The following is a 17,898-nucleotide window of genomic DNA, read 5'->3' on the forward strand; positions in this document are numbered from 1 at the left end:
GGGCCGAGCGGGTCATCGTCATCGACCGGTTCCCCTACCGGCTCGAGATGGCCCGGGACAACTCCGGGGCGCAGACCCTCAACTACGAGGAGACCGACGTCCGCGAGGCGCTGCTCGAGCTGACCGGCGGCCGCGGCCCGGACGCCTGCATCGACGCCGTCGGCCTGGAGGCGCACCACGCATCGCCGGCCGCCTACTCCTACGACCGCGCGAAGCAGGTCGCCCGGTTGGAGACCGACCGGCCGTTCGCCCTGCGCGAGGCCATCCGGAACTGTAAGAACGGCGGCATCGTCTCCGTCATCGGCGTCTACGGCGGGTTCGTCGACAAGTTCCCGATGGGCTCCCTGATGAACCGCGGGCTGACCCTGCGGGCCGGGCAGTGCCACGTGCAGCGGTATCTGCGGCCGCTGCTCGACCGGATCCGCGGCGGCGAGATCGACCCGAGTTTCGTCATCACGCACCGCCTCAACCTCGACGACGCGCCCCACGGGTTCACCACGTTCCTGAACAAGGAGGACGAATGCATGAAGGTGGTGCTCACGCCCTGAGCGGATAGCCGACGACCACTACCGGTCCCGTACCTCGCCCCGCCTCTCGCCCCGCATCACCGTGAGCAGCTCGGGTTCCGACGGGGGCGGCGGGGCCGGCGTCGCGGCGGTGGCCTGCAGCCCGTCGAGCAGGAGGGCGATCAGACGCGCGGAGCTGTCCTGCGCGTGCGCGCCGGCGCGGTGGATCAGACCGGCGTTCGCCATCAGAATGATCGCGATGTCCTGCGGGGCGAAGTCGGCGCGCAGCGCCCCGGCGCGCTGCGCGCGGCGGATGGCGCGCACCACGTCCCGCCGGGCGTTGTCGCGTGCCGCGTCGATGGCGGGGTCCGGGAAGGTGTCACTGGTCAGCAGGTCGGCCAGCCCGCGATCCGCCGCCTGCATCCGGCACAGCGTCGTCAGATAACCGCGTAATGCTTTCCACGGATCGGGATCGGCCGCCGCGGCGGCGGCCAGCTGCGCGTACTTTTCCATCTGCTCGGACAGGGCGGCGGCGACCAGCTGGCAGCGCGAGCCGAAATGCCGGTACAGCGTGGCGTTCCCGACGTTGGCGCGCTGCGCGATCTCATCCAGCGAGGCCTGGATTCCCTGCTCCGCGAACACCCGGCGAGCGGTGGCCAGAATGGCCTGCCGGTTACGGCGGGCGTCCGCACGGGTGGCCGGTGCAAGATCAGGCATCCGATCATCCTAACCGCAGGCGGGGACCTTGCCCCGTTTTTGGTAGTGTGGTCGTCGAACCGGGGAGGCGTCCCCGGTGGGGGCGCGGGAAGCGCGCAAGCGCAGAAAGAAGGACGCCGCGGTGCTGACATCGGCACTGGTCATCGAGGCGCCGCCCCCATCCGGCCGGCGCGCGGCGTCGGCGGTGGCCCCCGCGGGCGGGCCGATCGACCGGGCACATCCCCGATCCTGAATGGTCGTCTCGACCGGGCCGCCGCGGACCGCGTTCTCCTGCCGCCCGCGGGCAACAGAACCAGCTTCTGGAAGCCGTCGGCCCACCAGATGAGGGCAGGTCATGGACACCCAGCGCTTCACGCGCCAGCTGATGACCGGTTTCGGCCCCGGTGAACAGGAACGACTGAACGGGGCGACGGTGCTCGTGGCCGGGGTGGGCGGGGTGGGCGGAGCCGCCGCCACCTATCTCGCCGCCGCCGGCATCGGGCGACTGGTGCTGGTCCATCCCGGACCGTTGGAGAAGGCCGATCTGAACCGCCAGACCCTGATGCGCCCCGACCGCATCGGCGAGTCCCGAGTCCTGATCGCCGCGGACACCCTGCGTACCCACCACTCGGAGATCGCGGTGGAGACCTGGGATCGGGACCTGTTCGACCCGTTGCTGCCCGACCTGGTGGCCGCCGCCGACGCCGTGATCGACGCTCGCCACAACTTCCCCGAGCGCTTCCAGATCAACCGGATGTGCCTGGACGCCGGGGTACCCCTGGTCGTCGCGGCGATGAACGCCACCGAGATCCAGCTGCTCACCGTCGACGGGAGCGGTCCGTGCCTACGGTGCGTGTTCGCCGCCGGCGACCCCGACTGGGACCCGCTGGGGTTTCCCGTCTTCGGAGCGGTCGCGGGGACGGTCGGGTGCCTCGCGGCGATGGAGGTCATCAAGCTGATCTCCGGGTTCGCCGAACCGTCCGTCGGTCGGCTGCTCGTCGCCGATCTTTGGGACCTGGACTTCCGCTCGCTGCCGGTGGCACGCGACCCCGCCTGCGCGGACTGCGGCTTGCGGCAGCCGACGGTTCGTGCGCCCAGGCAGGACGGCGCGTCAGGGCGGTGAAGCTGGCGCCGGCTCAGCCGTCGCCGCCGGGCGGCTAGGAATAGCAGAGGTCGTGATTCCGGACGTCCACGCACTATTCGCCGGGAAGGTCGATGAGAGTCGGCTGCGGCTGGCTGGTGATCGGCTGCGGGCTCGGGGTGATGCCCGGTCGAGGAGAAGGCGCGACGGGCGGTGTCGTCGGCGGGGACGGGGGCGGGGGCGGGGGCGGCGAGGCGATCGGCGGGGTGAGCGAAGTTCTCGCCACGGCGGGGGCGCCGCTGATGGCTGCTGGTGGCCGGGGCCCGTCCCGGTCCGTGGTGGTCGGGCCGGTGGGTGTCGCCTGCGGTCGAGGCGGGGGCGCCGGCAGAGGGAGGGCCGGCGCGGTGCCGGTCTGACCCGGCAGGCCGAGGGGCTGCTTCGTCACCGTCGTCCGCTGCGCGCCGTCGATGAGCACGGCGTCCGGACCATCCGGATCGTTCACCCACACCTGATCGCCGTCCGCGGTCACGGTGATCTGCGCGATACCGTCCGCATCCGTTTGCGTCCGCCGGGATGTTCCGGGCAGGACGACCGGCGTGGTGAAACCCCGCGCGCGGGTGTCGAACACCCAGACCGTGCGGCCCTCCTGGTCGGGAATGTAGACCAGGCCGCTGTGCCACACCGGCGGACCAAGACGGCGGGGAGCCACCGGACCGGCATTCTCGGTGGACCCGCTGACCTGATCGTCTCTTTGCGTGCTACCCCCCGAATGCACCGGTGCACTCTCGGGTGCACCCTTCGGCCGGTCGATGTCTGGGAGTCCGGTCGGGTGGGACGTGCCGGGGGAGACCGCAATGACCCCGCCCGCCTGGGTGGTGCCGTCATCCGTCCGGGAGACGCGGTCATCCTCGTGGGCGGTGCCGCCGTCCCTTCGGCCCGTGCCGCCGTCCGGTGTGGTCCCGGCGTCCGGTGTGGTCCCGGCGTCCGGTCGTCTGCCCGTACCGACCTGCTCCTCGCCGATGCCCGCCGTCCCAGCCTTCGGCAGGTCACGCACGGTGACCTCGGCGGTGGCGAGATCGGCGAGCACGAGTCGTCCCGCGATCGTGTCCAGAACGGGTACGGCGCTCTGCCCGACCGCGGCCGCCGCGACGAGCGGGTCGGACGGCGTCGACCCGGTCGTCGAGGTCACCGGCAGCGCCGTCGCCCGGCCGGGCCGGCCTTCGACGATGGCGGTGGCCGTACCGGCCGTGCCGTCGACGACCACCGGGCGATCGCGGGCGAGCACCACATCGATCTGGTGGTCCGGGCGGGCGACGGGGATCGGGGCTGACGCCACGCCGTTGCGGATCATGACAACGGAGCCACGGGGGCGAACGGGGGCCCACAGCGTTCCGTCCCCCGTCTGGGCGACGGCGCCGAGGGCTCCGCCGAGGTCGAGGACCGGCCCGAGGTCGGTCAGCAGCCGTCCGTCCAGGCGTCGCACCCGCCCGCTCGCACGGTCGACGGCGTAGATGACGCTGTTCACCGCGGTCACCGTCGTGCCGGGGCGCAGCGTGGCCGTGCGCGCCGGGGCAAGGCGTTGCGGCTCGATCAGGTGGAGCAGGCCGGCGTCCTCGTCGCAGACGAGGAGATCCGGACCGTTGCGGAGAACGGACAGTCGATGCCCGAGCGCGCCGGGCACGGTGACGGCCGCGTCGGCCCGGCCGGTCGTGCTCTGCAGATGCGTGACGGTGCCGGTCGACTCGCTCGGCAGCCAGATGCCGCCGCTGGTGAGGTCGAAGGCGATCGGATGCGTTCCGGGTGCGGCGGCGGCCAGGCCGGCTCCCACGCACAGCGCCGCGCCGGCCGCCGCGGTGACGACGCGACGCAGCCGCCGCCCGAATGCGGAGATGGTTCGTCTCGCTTTCCTGATTGCCGGCTCGCGGTCGCGGCAGGCAGCTCTGCCGGCCCGGCGATGCCGGGCGTCGTCGTTCTCGGCGCCGCAGGGTGGGCGGCCGTGGCGGTACGGACTACCACCCGTTCGGGGCGGAGCGGGTGGTGACGTCACGCCACGGCGCTCGGCCGGTTGATGTCGCCGCCACCGTCCGTGCGGACCGGGGCCGCTCACGTGGGGGGTGATCTGTGGTGCGGGCCGGGTTCATCCGGCCCTGGTTAGGCGTGTGCTCGAACCGCAGCCGACCGAAAAGAAGGCTGCGCGCCGTCCGAACGGGCCGGTATCACCTGGCGAGGCGGGACCACCCGAACGGAGTCGGTGTCTGTGTGGGCGTGCCACCCCGCCCGCCCACACAGACACCGCGGGGGAGCGCCGCGGGAGGGGTACAGCGCTCACCGCATCCCGCACGCTTTACCCAACGGCGCGCGGGAGTCTGTTGATACTTTCGTGTTGATGTTGACTATCCCGAGATGGGCCACTCGGGCGGGTCATCCCTCTTGCTAGGTAAGACGCGGTGTCTGCCGGACAGGTTGCAACGCGACTGCTGCCTTTCGTGACATCGCCGCCGGGTCATCGCGCGGCACGCAGGCACCGGTGCGGCGCGTGCATCCCGCTGTCGGCCATCCGACCACCAGATCAACAACTAATTCGGGCTATGGCACAACGAAACGGGGTTGCCCGTCGTCTACCGCAGCGGAACGGATCGCCTCCGTGCCGGCGACGGCCGCCGGAGTCACCGTTCCCGGGCGGATCTCCCCACCGCCCGTGGGCGGACCGGGCCGGTCGCCCCCCGTCCGGCACGGTCCGCCTCCCCGACTCGCACCAGCCCGACTCGCACCAGCCCGACTTGCACCAGCCCGACTTGCACCAGCCCGACTTGCACCAGCCCGACTTGCACCAGAGCGACCGGCAGCAGCACAACTCGTACCAGCCCGATCTCGTCCCGACGAGGAGGAGCCCGACCCGGTGATGAGCAGCCAGCCCACGCGGCGAGGACGGTCAGCGTTCCCTACCCCGACCGGACCAGGAGGCAGGGCATGACGAACAGGAACGACGACCGCGACCACCTGCGCGGCGACCAGTCCGGCGTGGCCGCGTTCTCAGCCGCCTTCCACGACGTCGTCGCGAACGTCGAAAAGGTCATCCGCGGCAAGCGGGAGGTTGTCGAGCTCGCGACGATCTGCCTGTTCGCCGAGGGGCACCTGCTCGTCGAGGACGCTCCCGGCCTGGGAAAGACCTCGCTGGCCCGCAGTCTCGCGGCCTCCGTCAACGCCGGCTGCCACCGCATCCAGTTCACGCCGGACCTGCTGCCGGCGGACATCACCGGGACGATGGTGTACGACCAGCGCGCCAACGAGTTCGGCTTCCGCCCCGGACCTGTCTTCGCCAACCTCGTCATCGGCGATGAGATCAACCGCGCCTCGCCGAAGACGCAGTCGGCCCTGCTGGAGGTGATGGAGGAGGGGCGGGTCACCGCCGACGGCACGAGCTATCCCGTGCCCCACCCGTTCATGGTCGTGGCGACGCAGAACCCGATCGACATGGACGGGACGTACAGCCTTCCCGAGGCCCAACTGGACCGGTTCCTCATGCGGCTGCGGATGGGGTACCCGTCGGTCGAGGCCGAGCTGGAGATCCTCGAAGGCCGGCAGGTGGGACGGCGGATCGAGGACCTGAGGCCGGTGATGCGGGCGGAGGACGTCGTCGCCCGCGCGGCCCAGACGTTCGCCGTCCACGTCGCACCCGCCCTGCGCCGCTACCTCGTGGACCTGGTGGCGGCGACGCGGGCCATCCCGGACATCGTCCGGTTGGGGGCGAGCCCACGGGGCAGTATCGCGCTGCTACGCGCCGTCCAGGTCCGGGCCGCCGCGCACGCCCGGGTGTTCGCCACGCCCGACGACGTCAAGGCGGTGGCCGGTTCCGTCCTGGCGCATCGCCTGGTGCTGAGCCCGGAGGCCGAGCTGCGGCGCGTCATTGCCGAGGACGTCGTCGACGAGATCCTGCAGACGGTGCCGTCACCGCGCCGGCTCGTCGGGATCTGATGGTGCCGCCCCCCGACGAGCGGTCCCGGGGCGGTGATCGGGCCGAGCGCGGGCTGCTACGGGTCCTCGACACGGACACCGCGACCACCCCGTTGCCCGCCTCGGTGTCCCCGTCTCCCGCCTCCCTCGCTCGGAGCATGCGACGCCGGACGGGCCGGTCCGCGCACGGCCGGCCCGAACCCGGGCCGGCCGTGCGCGGGCTCGGTGAGCGTCATCGCCCACCGGTCCCGGAGCCGCTCCCGCCGCCGGCCGCGGCGGGCCGGCGAGTCGCCCCGACGAGCCGGCGAGTCATCCCGACCGGTGCGGACACCGGTGAGCGGGCGGGCTTTGCCCCCTCGGGCTCGGCCCCCTCGATGGTCGGATCCGCAGAACCCGGTCCGTCCGGGAGGGCCGGATCGGACGTGGTCACGGCGGAATGGCCCGCGCCGGGCCGATTCGGACCCGGCGCGTCGGAACCCGTCGCGTCGAGTTCGGGCGCGGCGGGATCCGGACCTGTGGGGCCCGATCGGGTTGGTCCCCGGGGCGCTGCATCTTCGGTAGACCAGGGCTGCCCGTCGGATCGCGGACCCGTGGGGAGCGGGGCATCGCCGGGAAGGGCGCGCCTGAGGGTCACCCCGCTGGGATGGGGGATGTGCGTCACCGTCGCAGCCCTGCTGTTGGGCGCCCGGGTGCTGCGATACGCGGAACTGGCCGTGCTGGGCGGGGCGGGGGCCGCGGCGATGGGTCTTGCGGCTGTTACGGCCGTTCGCCGCCCGCGGGTGTCGGTGGCGGTCCGCGTATCGCCCCGACAGGTCGCCCGAAGCGAGCCCGCCACGCTCACCGTCACGGTCCGCAACCTGTCCCGATGGCCCTCGCCGCCGTTCACCCTTCATCTGCCGCATGGCCCTGCCGCCGCCCGTCCGGACCGACCGGTGTCGGGCGCCCCCCGTGCGGGGCGGTTGCTAGCCGCGTCGGACCTGGTGGAGACGTGGTGGGAACGGCGTACGTCGACCGCTACCGCCCGCGGAGGTGACGGCCGCGTGCATACCCTTCCGTCCGCGCGCCCGGGTGGGCCGCGCGCCGGCGGTGGCGCGCCTGGCGGCCACCCACCACGGGCTGCCGACGTCCTGCCCCCGCCCGATTCCACGCCGGCCAGCGGTTCCGGCACCGATGACCGGGTCGCGACCGGTGCAGCGGATTCGTATCCCCCGGACGGGCCGGCCGCGGTCGTATCCGTCCCGGTGCCCCGGCTTGCCGGCTCGGGTTGCCGGACGTTCGAGCTGACCCTGGACACCAGACGGCGCGGGGTGGTCCGGCTGGGCCCCGCCGAGGTGATCAGGTCAGATCCGTTCGGGCTCGCCCTGCGCCGGCAACAGCTGCCGGCGGTCGACACCCTGCACGTCCGACCGCGGACCCGGCCGCTGGCGCCGCTGGCCTCCGCGCCCTCGCGTGACCCGGATGGGCAGACCGGACAGGGCACGGCCGGGGGCCTGGAGATCCACACCCTGCGGAGGTACGCGCCCGGTGAGGATCTCCGCCTCGTGCACTGGCCGTCCAGCGCGCGGGCGGGCGAACTGATGGTCCGCACCCACGTCGATCCCAGCGAGCCGGCCGCCACCGTCGTCCTCGACACCCGGCCGGCCGCCTACCCGCCCGGCCGGGTCGGCGTCGCCACGTTCGAGGAGGCCGTGGACGTCACCGCCGCCGCGGTGATGACCTGCGCGCAGGAGGCGTTCGGGGTCCGGCTCGTGACGACCGCCGGGCTGCGGGTGGCGGGCCGCCGGCGCCGCCGGGACGCCGACGTGCTGATGGACGAGCTGGCGGGCGTTCGGCTGGACGACACCGCCTCGCTGGACGTCGTCGCGACACTGCGGCGCGGCGGGCTCGGCACGCTGGTGCTCGTCACCGGCGGTTTCGACCGGCAGGCGCTGGCCGCACTCGCCCCGGTGGCCCACGCTTACGGGCGCGTCGTCCTGGTCCGGGTGGGCCCCCGCAGCCCGGCCGCTGCCCGGGCGGTCGACCGGCGCGACTCCTCCGACCGGGCCCGCCTGCGGACCGCGTCGCCCGGCCGGGTGGTGGGGATCGGCGTCATCGGCGGCACCGTCCCCACCAGCGGTACGCATCTGGACGGGACCGCTCTACGGGCGGCCGGCCGGCTGACAGTGATCGACGTTCCCGACGCCGAGGCGCTCGCCGACCACTGGCCGACCGGCGAACGGAACCGGCGATGGCCACGGGGATCCCCGTGGACGGGCCGGTGATGACGCAGACCGGTGGACCGCCCGGCGGGGCCGTGCGCTCGGCGTCCGGCTTGGGCGGGGGGCACGTCGTCGAGGTTGACCGTCCCGCCCACCGGGAGGAGCCGGTGCGGACTCGCCTGGCGGCGCTGGTGGTGGTGGCGGGACTCGCGTTCGTCGGTGGGTCCGGGTTCCGCCGGGTCTTCACCGCTCACGATCTACAGGTGATCATCCCTGTCGCCGCAGTCGTGCCCGTGATCCTCACCGCGGTGCTGGGTCTGCGACGCCGGCCGGTGCCACTCGCCGGGACGGTCGCTACCTGGGCCGGGGGGTTCGTGGTCTGGGCCGCTTGCACGGTCGCGGCCAGCGCGGGCGGGTTCTGGGCGCGGCTGTCTCTGGTCCGTGCGGGCGTCCTCAGCGGATGGGCGCGCCTGCTGGACGCAGCCGTTCCGGCGCCGCCCGACGGGGCTCTCCTGCTCGTACCCGCGGCACTGACCTGGCTGGCCGCCGCCGTCGGCGCGGAGCTCGTCATCCGCACCAGGGTCCGGCTCCTGCCCGCGTTGCCCGCTGCCCTCGTCCTGGCTGCCGCGGTCGCCTACGCGGCCCCCGTGCCGGGATCCGACGCGCCGCTCGCCGCCGCGTTCGCCGCGCTGGCCGCCGTCCTCGTCCGGGTCCGCGGGAGCGGCCGGTCCCGCGCACCCGAAGGGCCCGCAGCCGCCTCCCCCGGCCCCGCCAGGCTGGGCGGCGGCACGGGTGGGCCCCCAGCGTCCCCCCGATCCGGGCCAGGTCTGCTGCCCGTGGCAAGCCCGCGAGGCCTGGCGGCGCTCCGCCTCGCGGCGCGGTCGACCGTAGCCGTAGCCGTCGTCGTTGGCGCCGGTCTGGCGCTGGCGAGTGGTCCGATCGGGCCGGATGGGCGACCGCCCGTCGACCCGCGCGACCATCGCACGATCGCGCCGGTACCGCTCGCCGCTCTCAACCCCCTGAGCCGCCTCGCCGGCTGGACCGCCCATCCCGACCAGGTCCTGTTCCGGGTGGGACTGACCCCGCAGCCGTCGGGGCCGGTCGCGCTGCGGCTCGCCGTCCTCGACTCCTACGACGGCGCCACCTGGTCCACCAGCGGCCGTTACCTGCCCGCGGGACGGGCGATCATCGGTAGTCCCGGCGCCGGAGGGCAGGCCGGACGCGCCGCGGACCGGGGCGGCGATCACCCGTCCACGCCGGTCACCCAGGACCTGACCATCGCCGACCTCGGCGGAGATCTCGTACCCGCCCTCGCGCGGCTCGGCCAGTTCACCATGGTCCCCGCTGCCGGCGCGGTGTCGACCTCGGCGTCCGCATCGCCGACACCGCCCGCGTCGACTACCGCTCGGACGCCGCATTCCACCGGCCGGGCTGGATCCACGGCGGCTCCCGAGGCACCGGCGGGCCGGTTCGCGGCCGATCCTGACGACGGCACACTCGTGCGAACCGCGCCGCTGCACCCCGGCAACCGGCTGCGCCTTGTCTCCACCCCGCCGGCCGCCATGACCGCCGACAGACTGCTCGCCCTCACCGTCTCCGCGACGCCGGACAACGCCCCCTCTCTCGCGGTGCCCGACGGGGTCCCCCCGGTGCTGCGGGAACTGGCCTCGGTCGCCACCGACGGCGGCGCGACGCCGTACCAGCGAGCCGCCCTACTGCGCCAGTACCTGATGGCGACCTTCATCTTCGATCCCACCGTGCCCGCCGGGCATTCGCTCGCCCACATCGACCACTTCCTCGGTCAGACCCGACGCGGCACCTCCGAGCAGTTCGCGACGACGTTCGTCCTCGCGGCGAGGCTGCTGGGCCTGCCCGCCCGCCTCGTTGTCGGCTTCACCGCCGCCGATCCGCATGGCGTGACCCGCACGATCCGTGGCGCCGACGCCCTGGCCTGGGCGGAGGTCAACTTCGACGGCGCCGGATGGCTGCCCTTCTTCCCCACCCCCCGAGCGGGGGACGCGCGCGGCGCGGCGGTGGCCGGGTCCACGCAGGGCGAGTCCTCCGCGCAGACCTCACTGGTGGAGGCGGTGCTGCGCACCACCGTCTCGGTACCGCCCGGTCGGGCGGACGTCACCCCGCCGGGGGACGCCCCGCCTAGTTCCAGTGACCGGCGATCGGGATCCCCCGGCTGGACGGAGGTCGTCCTCCGCACGATGGCGTCCGTCGCCGTCGCCGCCCTGCTCGGTTGTCTTCTCCTCGGCTGGCTGCTGCCGATCGCATGCCACCGGCGGATGCGAGGCGGCGGGAACGGCAGCAGGGCGCGGATCGTCGCCGCCTGGCAGCGGGTCATCGAGATGTTCGCCGACTCCGACCGGGCGATGCCGCGGGCGGCCAGCCCGAGCGAGGTGGTGCTCCTCGCCGCGGGCCTGGTCGACGAGGCCGGACTCACCGCCCTGCGTGGGCTGGCCGACCTCGCCACCCTCGCCCTGTTCGACGACGGCACCACCGGCCGGTGGGATGAGGCGTCCGGCCGACGCGCCGCCGACGAGGCGTGGCGACTGCTCGACGGCCTCGAACGGGCGGTCCGTCGCTCCGTTCCACGCCATCGCCGGCTCGGTCGGCGGATCTCGCCGCGCACGGTCCGCACCGAGCTGCGCAGGCTGCGCCGGACGGCGCCGGCTCCCCGCCGTGCCGCCCACCGACCGGCGGGGCCAGGTGAACCCGTTGCCCCGTCCCCCGCGGCCGAGCATCACCGCCGGACCCTCGCGTCGGGCTCCGGTCCGCGCTCGCCGGGGACCGAACGGGCCACGGCCGGCAGGGACTACAGGTAGCCCGAGCAGGTCGGTACCCCCGGAACGGGCGCGTTGCCCCGCCGCCGCTCACCGCCGTGGCCGGCAGATCACCCAGACGCCGACGCCTTCTTCATGTATCCCGAGTCGTCCAGCTCGGCCTCGGTACCGGCGGCCACGTTGGCGTAGACCGGGGAATCCGCAGAGGTGGCGCAGTCGTGGCGCGTCCGCCAGACTCGCCCTCGGTAATCGGTGATCGAGACCGCTCGGGCGGTGCACGATGCGCCCGAGCCGAGGCCGGGCCCCTGCGGCACCGGGACGACCGGATGCGGCCCGGAGCCAGCCGCGGCGGGTGGCGGTGCCGGGCCAACCGCAGCGCTGGCAGCGCCGCCTGCCGGGCCGATCTGCGGGCTCGCGATCGGGCCGGCCGGATCGTCGGCGCTCGGCATCGACGGCCCCCGGGTCAGGAGGACCGCCAGCACCACGCCGCCTGCGGCGAGGACCGCTGCCGGCGCGGCGAGCAGTGCCCGGCGCCGCCGTGCCGACCGTGGACCGGGAACCGCCGTCGGCGCGGCGGTTCCCGGAGATCCCCGCGCTGGAGATCGCCCGGTGGGCCGGGCCGCCGGCAGGCGGCTGGGAGGGCTCCGCATGGTCCTCCGGCGGCGAGCCGCGTCGCCCGCCGAGTGCTGGAACCGGCCCGCCCGCGGGCGTCGCCTCACCGGATGTGGTTGCCCCGGCCAGCCCGGTCTCGATGCGACGGCACCCGGACGGGCGGGGCCGCCAGCCGGGTCAGCGCGTTCGCGACCTCACGGGCGGAGCCGGGCCGCTGGTCCGGCCGGACCATGAGGGTCCAGGCCAGCAGATCGCGCAGCGCGGCTGGCACATCGTCCCGGGTCACCGGTGCGATGTCGCCGTCAAGAACGCGCTGCAGTATCTGGGTTGGAACCCGTCCGGGAAACGGCGGAGTTCCGTTGACGAGGGTGAACAGGGCCGCACCGAGGGCGAAGATGTCGGCCGGCACCTCCGGATTTTTGCCGAGCAGGACCTCGGGGGGCGGCGTAGCTGGGGGTGAAAGCGGTGGAGATGGTTGCTGCTGCCATCCCCTCGGTGATACTGGCGATACCGAAATCGGTCAGAACCGGATCGCCCGGCCGGTGGAGAAGGATGTTCGTCGGTTTCAGATCCCGGTGCAGGATGCCGTGGCCATGCGCCGCGGCGAGGGCGTCGGCGACCGGTATGCACAGGGCGACCGCCTCCGCGACCGGAAGCGGGCCGCCGCTCCTCGACAGGTCCGCGAGTGACCCGTCGGAGAAGTACTCCATGGTGAGGTATGGCCGACGATCCCGGGTGGTGCCGGCGTCGAAGACCGTGATGATGTAGGGATGGCCGGTGGGTCGCCCGGTGGCCCTGCACTCCCGCACGAACCGGCGTTCGGCAGCGGGATCGCTCAGGTCGGAATGCAGCACTTTGATCGCCACGCGGCGGTCGAAGATCTCCTGTTCCGTGAGATAGACCGTGCTGAATCCGCCGTATCCGAGGGTCGTGAACGAGTGGTAGCCCTCGATCAACACCGGTTCCACGTGATTACCCGCATCCGTCGGCGTTCCTGGCCCGCCCTGCTCTCTCTCCCGGCCCGTCACCGCGGCAGCGACCGCGGCTTCCCCGTCCGATCGGCTACGGACGATCACGCTACACGGACTGTCCGCGCCTATTTCGTCGGCATCCGTGCCTAGGCGCGTGGGTCCGGCTGGGGCGGTTCCGGCTCGTCGCGGGCGGGTAGTCCCAGACGGGCGGCTTGCGGGAGTGAGCCGTGCGGGAACCGGACCCGGGCGGGCGCCGTGCACCGCCGCGTGCGTGCCGGCCCGCCGCCCGGGCAGGTGTACGGCCGCGACCATGGCCGATCGGGCCATGCTGATCGCAGCCGGCGACAGGAGGAGGCAGCCATGGCTCAGGCGATGAAGGGACGCACGAGGCCCGCCGGCGCGGGCACCTCCAATGACGAGATGGCCAGGCAGGTGGCGAGCCAGACCTCGTCGGACCGGATGGCCGAGGAGATCTTCCGCCGGGAGAAGGACGGCGCGCTGACGGACACCGAGGCAGCCAAGAGTGAGACGTTGCAGCACTGAGTCGCCACCGAGCCTGAGTCGCCACCGAGCCTGAGTCGCCACCGGGCCCGCGTCGCCACCGGGCCCGGGACGAGCGTCACGGTCGGTGTCGGGCCCGATTTCCGTGCGGAGCGTCGGCGGTTCCCGTATGGATGAGCGATGCAGGAAGACACCGCCGAAGCGGGCCGGCCCTTCACCGACAACGGCACTCCCGAACCGGTCTGGCGGACCTGGAACCCGGGGTGGTCGGAGCTGGACCTCACCGCTGCGCCGCCAAGCGTGGTCGTCGTGGCCCCCCATCCGGACGATGAGGTTCTCGGCGTCGGCGGGCTACTGGTCCGCCTGCACGCGCTCGGCGTCGCGATCACCGTCGTCGCGGTCACAGATGGTGACGCATCTCATCCCGGGTCGCCGACGCTCTCCCCGGCCGAGCTGGCCCGGCGGCGGATCGCCGAGCAGCATGCCGCGCTGATCGAGCTGGGGTTGGCGCAGGTGCCGGTGCATCGGATCGGGCTGGGGGACGGGCGGGTCGCCGGGCATGAGTCGGCGCTCGCCGACCAGGTGGAGCCGCTGCTCACCCCCGACTGTTGGGTACTGACCACGTACACCGGGGACCGCCATCCGGACCATGAGGCCACGGGGCGCGCGGCGGTGCTGGCGGCGGGTCGGGCCGGCGCACGGCTTCTCGAGTACCCCGTCTGGACCTGGCACTGGGCGGTCCCGGACGACCCCAGGGTGCCGTGGGCGAGGGCCCGGACGGTGCCCCTGCCCGTCCCGGTGCAGGAGGCCAAGCGGCGAGCGGTCGACTGCTACCACACCCAGATCGCCCCACTATCCGACGACCCGGCAGACTCGACGGTCCTCGGAGCGCAGGTGCTGGCCCGGCTGCTGCGCCCCTACGAGACGCTTTTCGTCTAGAGCATTTCGTCTCAGTGGATGTCGTTCAGGGCAGGCCCCGATCGGACGATCAGGGCAGGCCCCGATCGGACGATAGTTGGCCAGGGATCGCGATCGCGGTTAGTCTGCGGGGCAACGAACTGCATACTGCTGCCGCTCACACCCGTGCGGGAGAGTCCCGGCCGCGACCTGCCGGGACGCCGAAGGAGCAAGCTCTCCCCATAAACTCTCAGGCCCCCAACCGCCGGGTCAGGCAACTCTGGAAAGTGGACATCCCGGTGTCCCGCCGACGGTGAAAGCCGCGGCCGTCGTCCGCGGGTCCTCGGCTCGGACCCATGGCGGCGGCGCCCGGTGAAGCTCTCAGGCCAATGACAGAGGGGGAGGCCCGCCGCGGCGTCGGCTCCGTAGTCGTCGTCGCCCGACCTCCGGAGCGCTCATCATGCATGACGGCACCGATCACGACGACGCCTCCGTACCAGCCGCCGCCACCTCCAGCCACAACACCGCTCCGATCGGTGAACCCCTGGTAGTCGGCGCCGCGACCGCCCTCGCCGTGCCCCGGGCCGCCTCCGCCTCTGGCCCTGGCACCACGGCGACCGCGGCCAGCACCACGGCCGCGACCCCGCCCACCCAGCCGGCCGCCCCGGCCAGGACCGCGGGGGGTGATGCCGGCCCACCGCTGCCGGCCACGTCGTACCCCCAGTTCGCCGATCGCCACATCGGCCCGGACACCGACGCCCAGCGGGCCATGCTCGACGCCCTCGGGGTGGAGTCGCTGCGGGCTCTGACCGACGCCGCCGTCCCGGCCGTCATCCACGACCGCACCCTCGAGCTGCCCGCGGCGCTCGACGAGACGGCGGTCCTGGCGGCGCTGCGCACGCTGGGGCGCGACAACCGTCCGGTGCCGTCGATGATCGGCCTGGGGTTCCACCCGGCGGTGATGCCGGGCGTCATCCAGCGCAATGTTCTGGAGAACCCCGCCTGGTACACCGCCTACACGCCGTACCAGCCCGAAATCTCCCAGGGTCGGCTGGAGGCGCTGCTCAACTTCCAGACGGTGATCACCGATCTGACGGGTCTGGCGGTGGCCGGAGCGTCCCTGCTCGACGAGCCGACCGCCGCGGCCGAGGCGATGCAGATCGCGCTGCGCACGGCGAAGGGGTCCCGCGCGACGTTCCTCATCGACGCCGACACGCTCCCGCAGACGATCGCGGTCGTGGCGACCAGGGCGGAGGCGCTGGGCGTGACCGTCCACGTCGCCGACCTCTCCCGGGGTCTGGCGGCGGGCGATCTCGCGGCGCCGGACGCCGGGGTGCCCGCGGAGGTGCTGGATGCGGCGTTCGGGCTGCTGCTGTCCTACCCGGGGCCGGGCGGGGCGCTGCGCGACCCGCGGCCGGTGATCGCCGAGGCGCGCCGGCGGGGGATCGTCGTCACGGTCGCGGCCGATCCGCTGGCGCTGACGTTGCTGCGCTCGCCCGGCGAGCTCGGCGCCGACATCGCCGTCGGCAGCACCCAGCGGTTCGGGCTGCCGCTGTCGTTCGGGGGGCCGCACGCCGGCTACCTCGCGGTCCGCAAGGGTCTGGAGCGTTCCCTGCCCGGACGGCTGGTCGGGGTGTCGGTCGACGCGGATGGCGCGCCCGCCTACCGGCTCACCCTGCAGACCCGCGAGCAGCACATCCGCCGGGAGAAGGCGACGAGCAACATCTGCACCGCCCAGGTGCTGCCGGCCGTGCTCGCCTCGATGTACGCCGTCTACCACGGTCCGCAGGGGCTCGCCGGGATCGCGCGGCGCATCCACGGCCTCGCGGTCCGGCTCGCCGAGGGGCTGCGGGCCGGTGGGGTGCCCATCGGCGCCGACGCCTTCTTCGACACCGTCGTCGCGGCGGTGCCCGGCCGGGCCGCCGAGGTGGTGGCCGAGGCGCTGGCGCACGGCGTCAACGTGCGGCTCGTCGACGGCGACCACGTCGGGGTCTCCTGCAACGAGACGACCGCGGAGGCGGACCTGCGGGCTGTCTGGGCGGCGTTCGGGGTGCCCGCGGGCGTGACGGCCGCCGGGCCGGCGGCGGCAGGCCCGGCGCTGCCCCCCGAACTGGTGCGCACCGACTCCTACCTGGAGCACCCGGTCTTCCACGAGCACCGGTCCGAGACGGCGATGCTGCGCTATCTGCGCCGGCTGTCCGACCTCGATCTGGCCCTCGACCGCGGCATGATCCCGCTGGGGTCCTGCACGATGAAGCTGAACGCGACCACCGAGATGGCCGCCGTCACCTGGCCGGAGTTCGCCGACATCCACCCGTTCGCCCCCCTCGACCAGGCCGGCGGATACCTGACGATGATCCGCGATCTGGAGGACTGGCTGGCCCGGATCACCGGATACGCGGGCGTTTCGGTGCAGCCGAACGCCGGCAGCCAGGGCGAGCTCGCCGGCCTGCTGGCGATTCGCGCCTATCACCGCGACAACGCGGCGCCCGGGGCCCCGGTCCGCGACGTCTGCCTCATTCCCTCCTCCGCGCACGGGACGAACGCGGCAAGCGCCGCCATGGCCGGAATGCGCGTCGTCGTGGTCGCCTGCGACGATGACGGAAACGTTGATCTCGACGATCTGGCGCGCCTGGCGCGGGCGAACGCGGACGTTCTCGCCGCGCTGATGGTGACCTATCCGTCGACGCACGGCGTTTACGAGGAAGGCATCGGGCAGGCGTGCGCGATCGTGCACGAGGCCGGCGGGCTGGTCTACGTCGACGGTGCGAATCTCAACGCGCTCGTCGGGCTCGCGAAACCGGGCCAGTTCGGCGCCGACGTCAGCCATCTCAACCTGCACAAGACGTTCTGCATCCCGCACGGCGGCGGCGGGCCGGGGGTCGGCCCGGTCGCGGTCGGCGAGAAGCTGCTGCCTTACCTCCCGAACCACCCGCTGCGGGCCGAGGCCGGGCCGGCGAGCGGTGTCGGGCCCATCTCCGGGTCGCCGTGGGGCTCCGCCGGAATTCTCATGATTCCCTGGGCGTATATCCAGATGATGGGGGCGGACGGCCTGCGGCGGGCCACCTCGGTGGCCGTGCTGAACGCCAACTACATCGCCCACCGGCTCCGTCCGCACTATCCGGTGCTCTACGCCGGGCGTGACGGACTGGTCGCGCACGAATGCATTCTCGACCTGCGGCCGCTGACGAAGCGGACCGGGGTCACCGTGGACGACGTGGCCAAGCGGCTCATCGACTACGGTTTTCACGCCCCGACCATGTCCTTCCCGGTGGCCGGGACCCTGATGGTGGAACCGACCGAGAGTGAGGATCTGGCCGAGATCGACCGCTTCTGCGATGCCATGATCGCGATTCGCGCGGAGGCGGACAAGGTCGGCGACGGAACCTGGCCGCGCACGGACAACCCGCTGCGCAACTCCCCGCACACCGCCCAGATGGTCACCGCCGATGAATGGCCGCATCCCTATCCGCGGTCCGTCGCGGCCTATCCGGTCGCCTCGCTGCGGGCCGCGAAGTACTGGCCGCCGGTGCGCCGGATCGACGGTGCGTATGGCGATCGCAATCTGGTCTGCACCTGCCCGCCGGTCGAGTCCTTCGCCGCGCGGTCCGAGGACGGCCCGGTTCTCGTCGCCGCCGGCTGACGGCACGCCGGCGCGTGCACTAATCGCGCGGTCCGACGGTCCGACGGCCG

11 protein-coding genes, 1 pseudogene and 2 riboswitches are annotated in these 17,898 nt (G+C 73.4%); of the genes and pseudogenes, 8 read left to right on the forward strand and 4 right to left on the reverse strand.

Features of this window, described 5'->3' with window-relative positions:
- A pseudogene (locus FRAQA3DRAFT_RS37645) lies at positions 1–548 on the forward strand (zinc-binding dehydrogenase); the annotation flags it as partial.
- Between the two features lie 18 nt (positions 549–566).
- On the opposite strand, the gene FRAQA3DRAFT_RS25055 reads toward FRAQA3DRAFT_RS37645, so the two are convergent.
- Positions 567–1,223: a TetR/AcrR family transcriptional regulator gene (locus tag FRAQA3DRAFT_RS25055; RefSeq protein WP_009741847.1), complete on the reverse strand. Its 657-nt coding sequence runs from the start codon at positions 1,221–1,223 to the stop codon at positions 567–569.
- Positions 1,224–1,557: 334 nt separating this feature from the next.
- Here FRAQA3DRAFT_RS25055 and FRAQA3DRAFT_RS25060 point away from each other — a divergent pair, with 334 nt between their 5' ends.
- Positions 1,558–2,325, forward strand: a complete 768-nt coding sequence (locus FRAQA3DRAFT_RS25060) for a ThiF family adenylyltransferase (RefSeq protein ID WP_009741849.1) — start codon at positions 1,558–1,560, stop codon at positions 2,323–2,325.
- 73 nt (positions 2,326–2,398) lie between these two features.
- Here FRAQA3DRAFT_RS25060 and FRAQA3DRAFT_RS25065 read toward each other — a convergent pair whose 3' ends face one another.
- Positions 2,399–4,111: a hypothetical protein gene (locus tag FRAQA3DRAFT_RS25065; protein ID WP_157467656.1), complete on the reverse strand. Its 1,713-nt coding sequence runs from the start codon at positions 4,109–4,111 to the stop codon at positions 2,399–2,401.
- Positions 4,112–5,253: 1,142 nt separating this feature from the next.
- Here FRAQA3DRAFT_RS25065 and FRAQA3DRAFT_RS25070 point away from each other — a divergent pair.
- From FRAQA3DRAFT_RS25070 to FRAQA3DRAFT_RS25080, 3 genes are all read left to right on the forward strand, one after another.
- Entirely contained in the window at positions 5,254–6,258 is a 1,005-nt protein-coding gene (locus FRAQA3DRAFT_RS25070; RefSeq protein ID WP_009741851.1) for a MoxR family ATPase, read from the forward strand.
- A gap of 1,220 nt (positions 6,259–7,478) precedes the next feature.
- Positions 7,479–8,498 carry a DUF58 domain-containing protein gene (locus tag FRAQA3DRAFT_RS37650; protein ID WP_232291754.1) on the forward strand — a complete coding sequence of 340 codons (1,020 nt, stop codon included), beginning with the start codon at positions 7,479–7,481 and terminating at the stop codon, positions 8,496–8,498.
- The gene (locus FRAQA3DRAFT_RS25080) at positions 8,465–11,266 is read left to right on the forward strand and encodes a transglutaminase-like domain-containing protein (RefSeq protein WP_009741853.1); all 2,802 of its coding nucleotides are present in this window, start codon (positions 8,465–8,467) and stop codon (positions 11,264–11,266) included. Before FRAQA3DRAFT_RS37650 ends, FRAQA3DRAFT_RS25080 begins: the two co-directional genes overlap by 34 nt.
- Positions 11,267–11,939: 673 nt before the next feature.
- Here the strand turns inward: FRAQA3DRAFT_RS25080 and FRAQA3DRAFT_RS38950 are convergent.
- On the reverse strand, positions 11,940–12,245 hold the full coding sequence (locus FRAQA3DRAFT_RS38950; RefSeq protein WP_035921474.1) for a hypothetical protein: 306 nt from the start codon (positions 12,243–12,245) through the stop codon (positions 11,940–11,942).
- Complete coding sequence (locus tag FRAQA3DRAFT_RS37660) at positions 12,139–12,804, reverse strand: serine/threonine-protein kinase (protein ID WP_232291756.1); 666 nt, start codon at positions 12,802–12,804, stop codon at positions 12,139–12,141. Before FRAQA3DRAFT_RS37660 ends, FRAQA3DRAFT_RS38950 begins: the two co-directional genes overlap by 107 nt.
- A 363-nt stretch (positions 12,805–13,167) precedes the next feature.
- Between FRAQA3DRAFT_RS37660 and FRAQA3DRAFT_RS25095 the strand changes: the two genes are divergently transcribed.
- The 3 genes from FRAQA3DRAFT_RS25095 (at position 13,168) to gcvP (ending at position 17,848) form a co-directional block, all read left to right on the forward strand.
- On the forward strand, positions 13,168–13,350 hold the full coding sequence (locus FRAQA3DRAFT_RS25095; RefSeq protein ID WP_009741854.1) for a hypothetical protein: 183 nt from the start codon (positions 13,168–13,170) through the stop codon (positions 13,348–13,350).
- 138 nt (positions 13,351–13,488) lie between these two features.
- Positions 13,489–14,247: a PIG-L deacetylase family protein gene (locus FRAQA3DRAFT_RS25100; RefSeq protein ID WP_009741855.1), complete on the forward strand. Its 759-nt coding sequence runs from the start codon at positions 13,489–13,491 to the stop codon at positions 14,245–14,247.
- Positions 14,248–14,383: 136 nt separating this feature from the next.
- Positions 14,384–14,480, forward strand: a riboswitch (glycine riboswitch).
- Positions 14,481–14,608: riboswitch (glycine riboswitch) on the forward strand.
- A 57-nt stretch (positions 14,609–14,665) separates the two neighbouring features.
- Positions 14,666–17,848: an aminomethyl-transferring glycine dehydrogenase gene (gene gcvP, locus FRAQA3DRAFT_RS25105; protein ID WP_009741856.1), complete on the forward strand. Its 3,183-nt coding sequence runs from the start codon at positions 14,666–14,668 to the stop codon at positions 17,846–17,848.
- Positions 17,849–17,898: the final 50 nt, after the last annotated feature.

Source organism: Frankia sp. QA3 (assembly GCF_000262465.1).
GTDB lineage: Bacteria > Actinomycetota > Actinomycetes > Frankiales > Frankiaceae > Frankia.

What these genes read in the sequence shown, in the direction of transcription:
- FRAQA3DRAFT_RS25095 (WP_009741854.1), top strand. Translation starts at nt 13,168, where the DNA reads ATGGCTCAGGCGATGAAGGGACGCACGAGGCCCGCCGGCGCGGGCACC.
- FRAQA3DRAFT_RS25100 (WP_009741855.1), top strand. Translation starts at nt 13,489, where the DNA reads ATGCAGGAAGACACCGCCGAAGCGGGCCGGCCCTTCACCGACAACGGC.
- FRAQA3DRAFT_RS25055 (WP_009741847.1), bottom strand. Translation starts at nt 1,223, where the DNA reads ATGCCTGATCTTGCACCGGCCACCCGTGCGGACGCCCGCCGTAACCGG.
- FRAQA3DRAFT_RS25060 (WP_009741849.1), top strand. Translation starts at nt 1,558, where the DNA reads ATGGACACCCAGCGCTTCACGCGCCAGCTGATGACCGGTTTCGGCCCC.
- gcvP (WP_009741856.1), top strand. Translation starts at nt 14,666, where the DNA reads ATGCATGACGGCACCGATCACGACGACGCCTCCGTACCAGCCGCCGCC.
- FRAQA3DRAFT_RS25080 (WP_009741853.1), top strand. Translation starts at nt 8,465, where the DNA reads ATGGCCACGGGGATCCCCGTGGACGGGCCGGTGATGACGCAGACCGGT.
- FRAQA3DRAFT_RS25070 (WP_009741851.1), top strand. Translation starts at nt 5,254, where the DNA reads ATGACGAACAGGAACGACGACCGCGACCACCTGCGCGGCGACCAGTCC.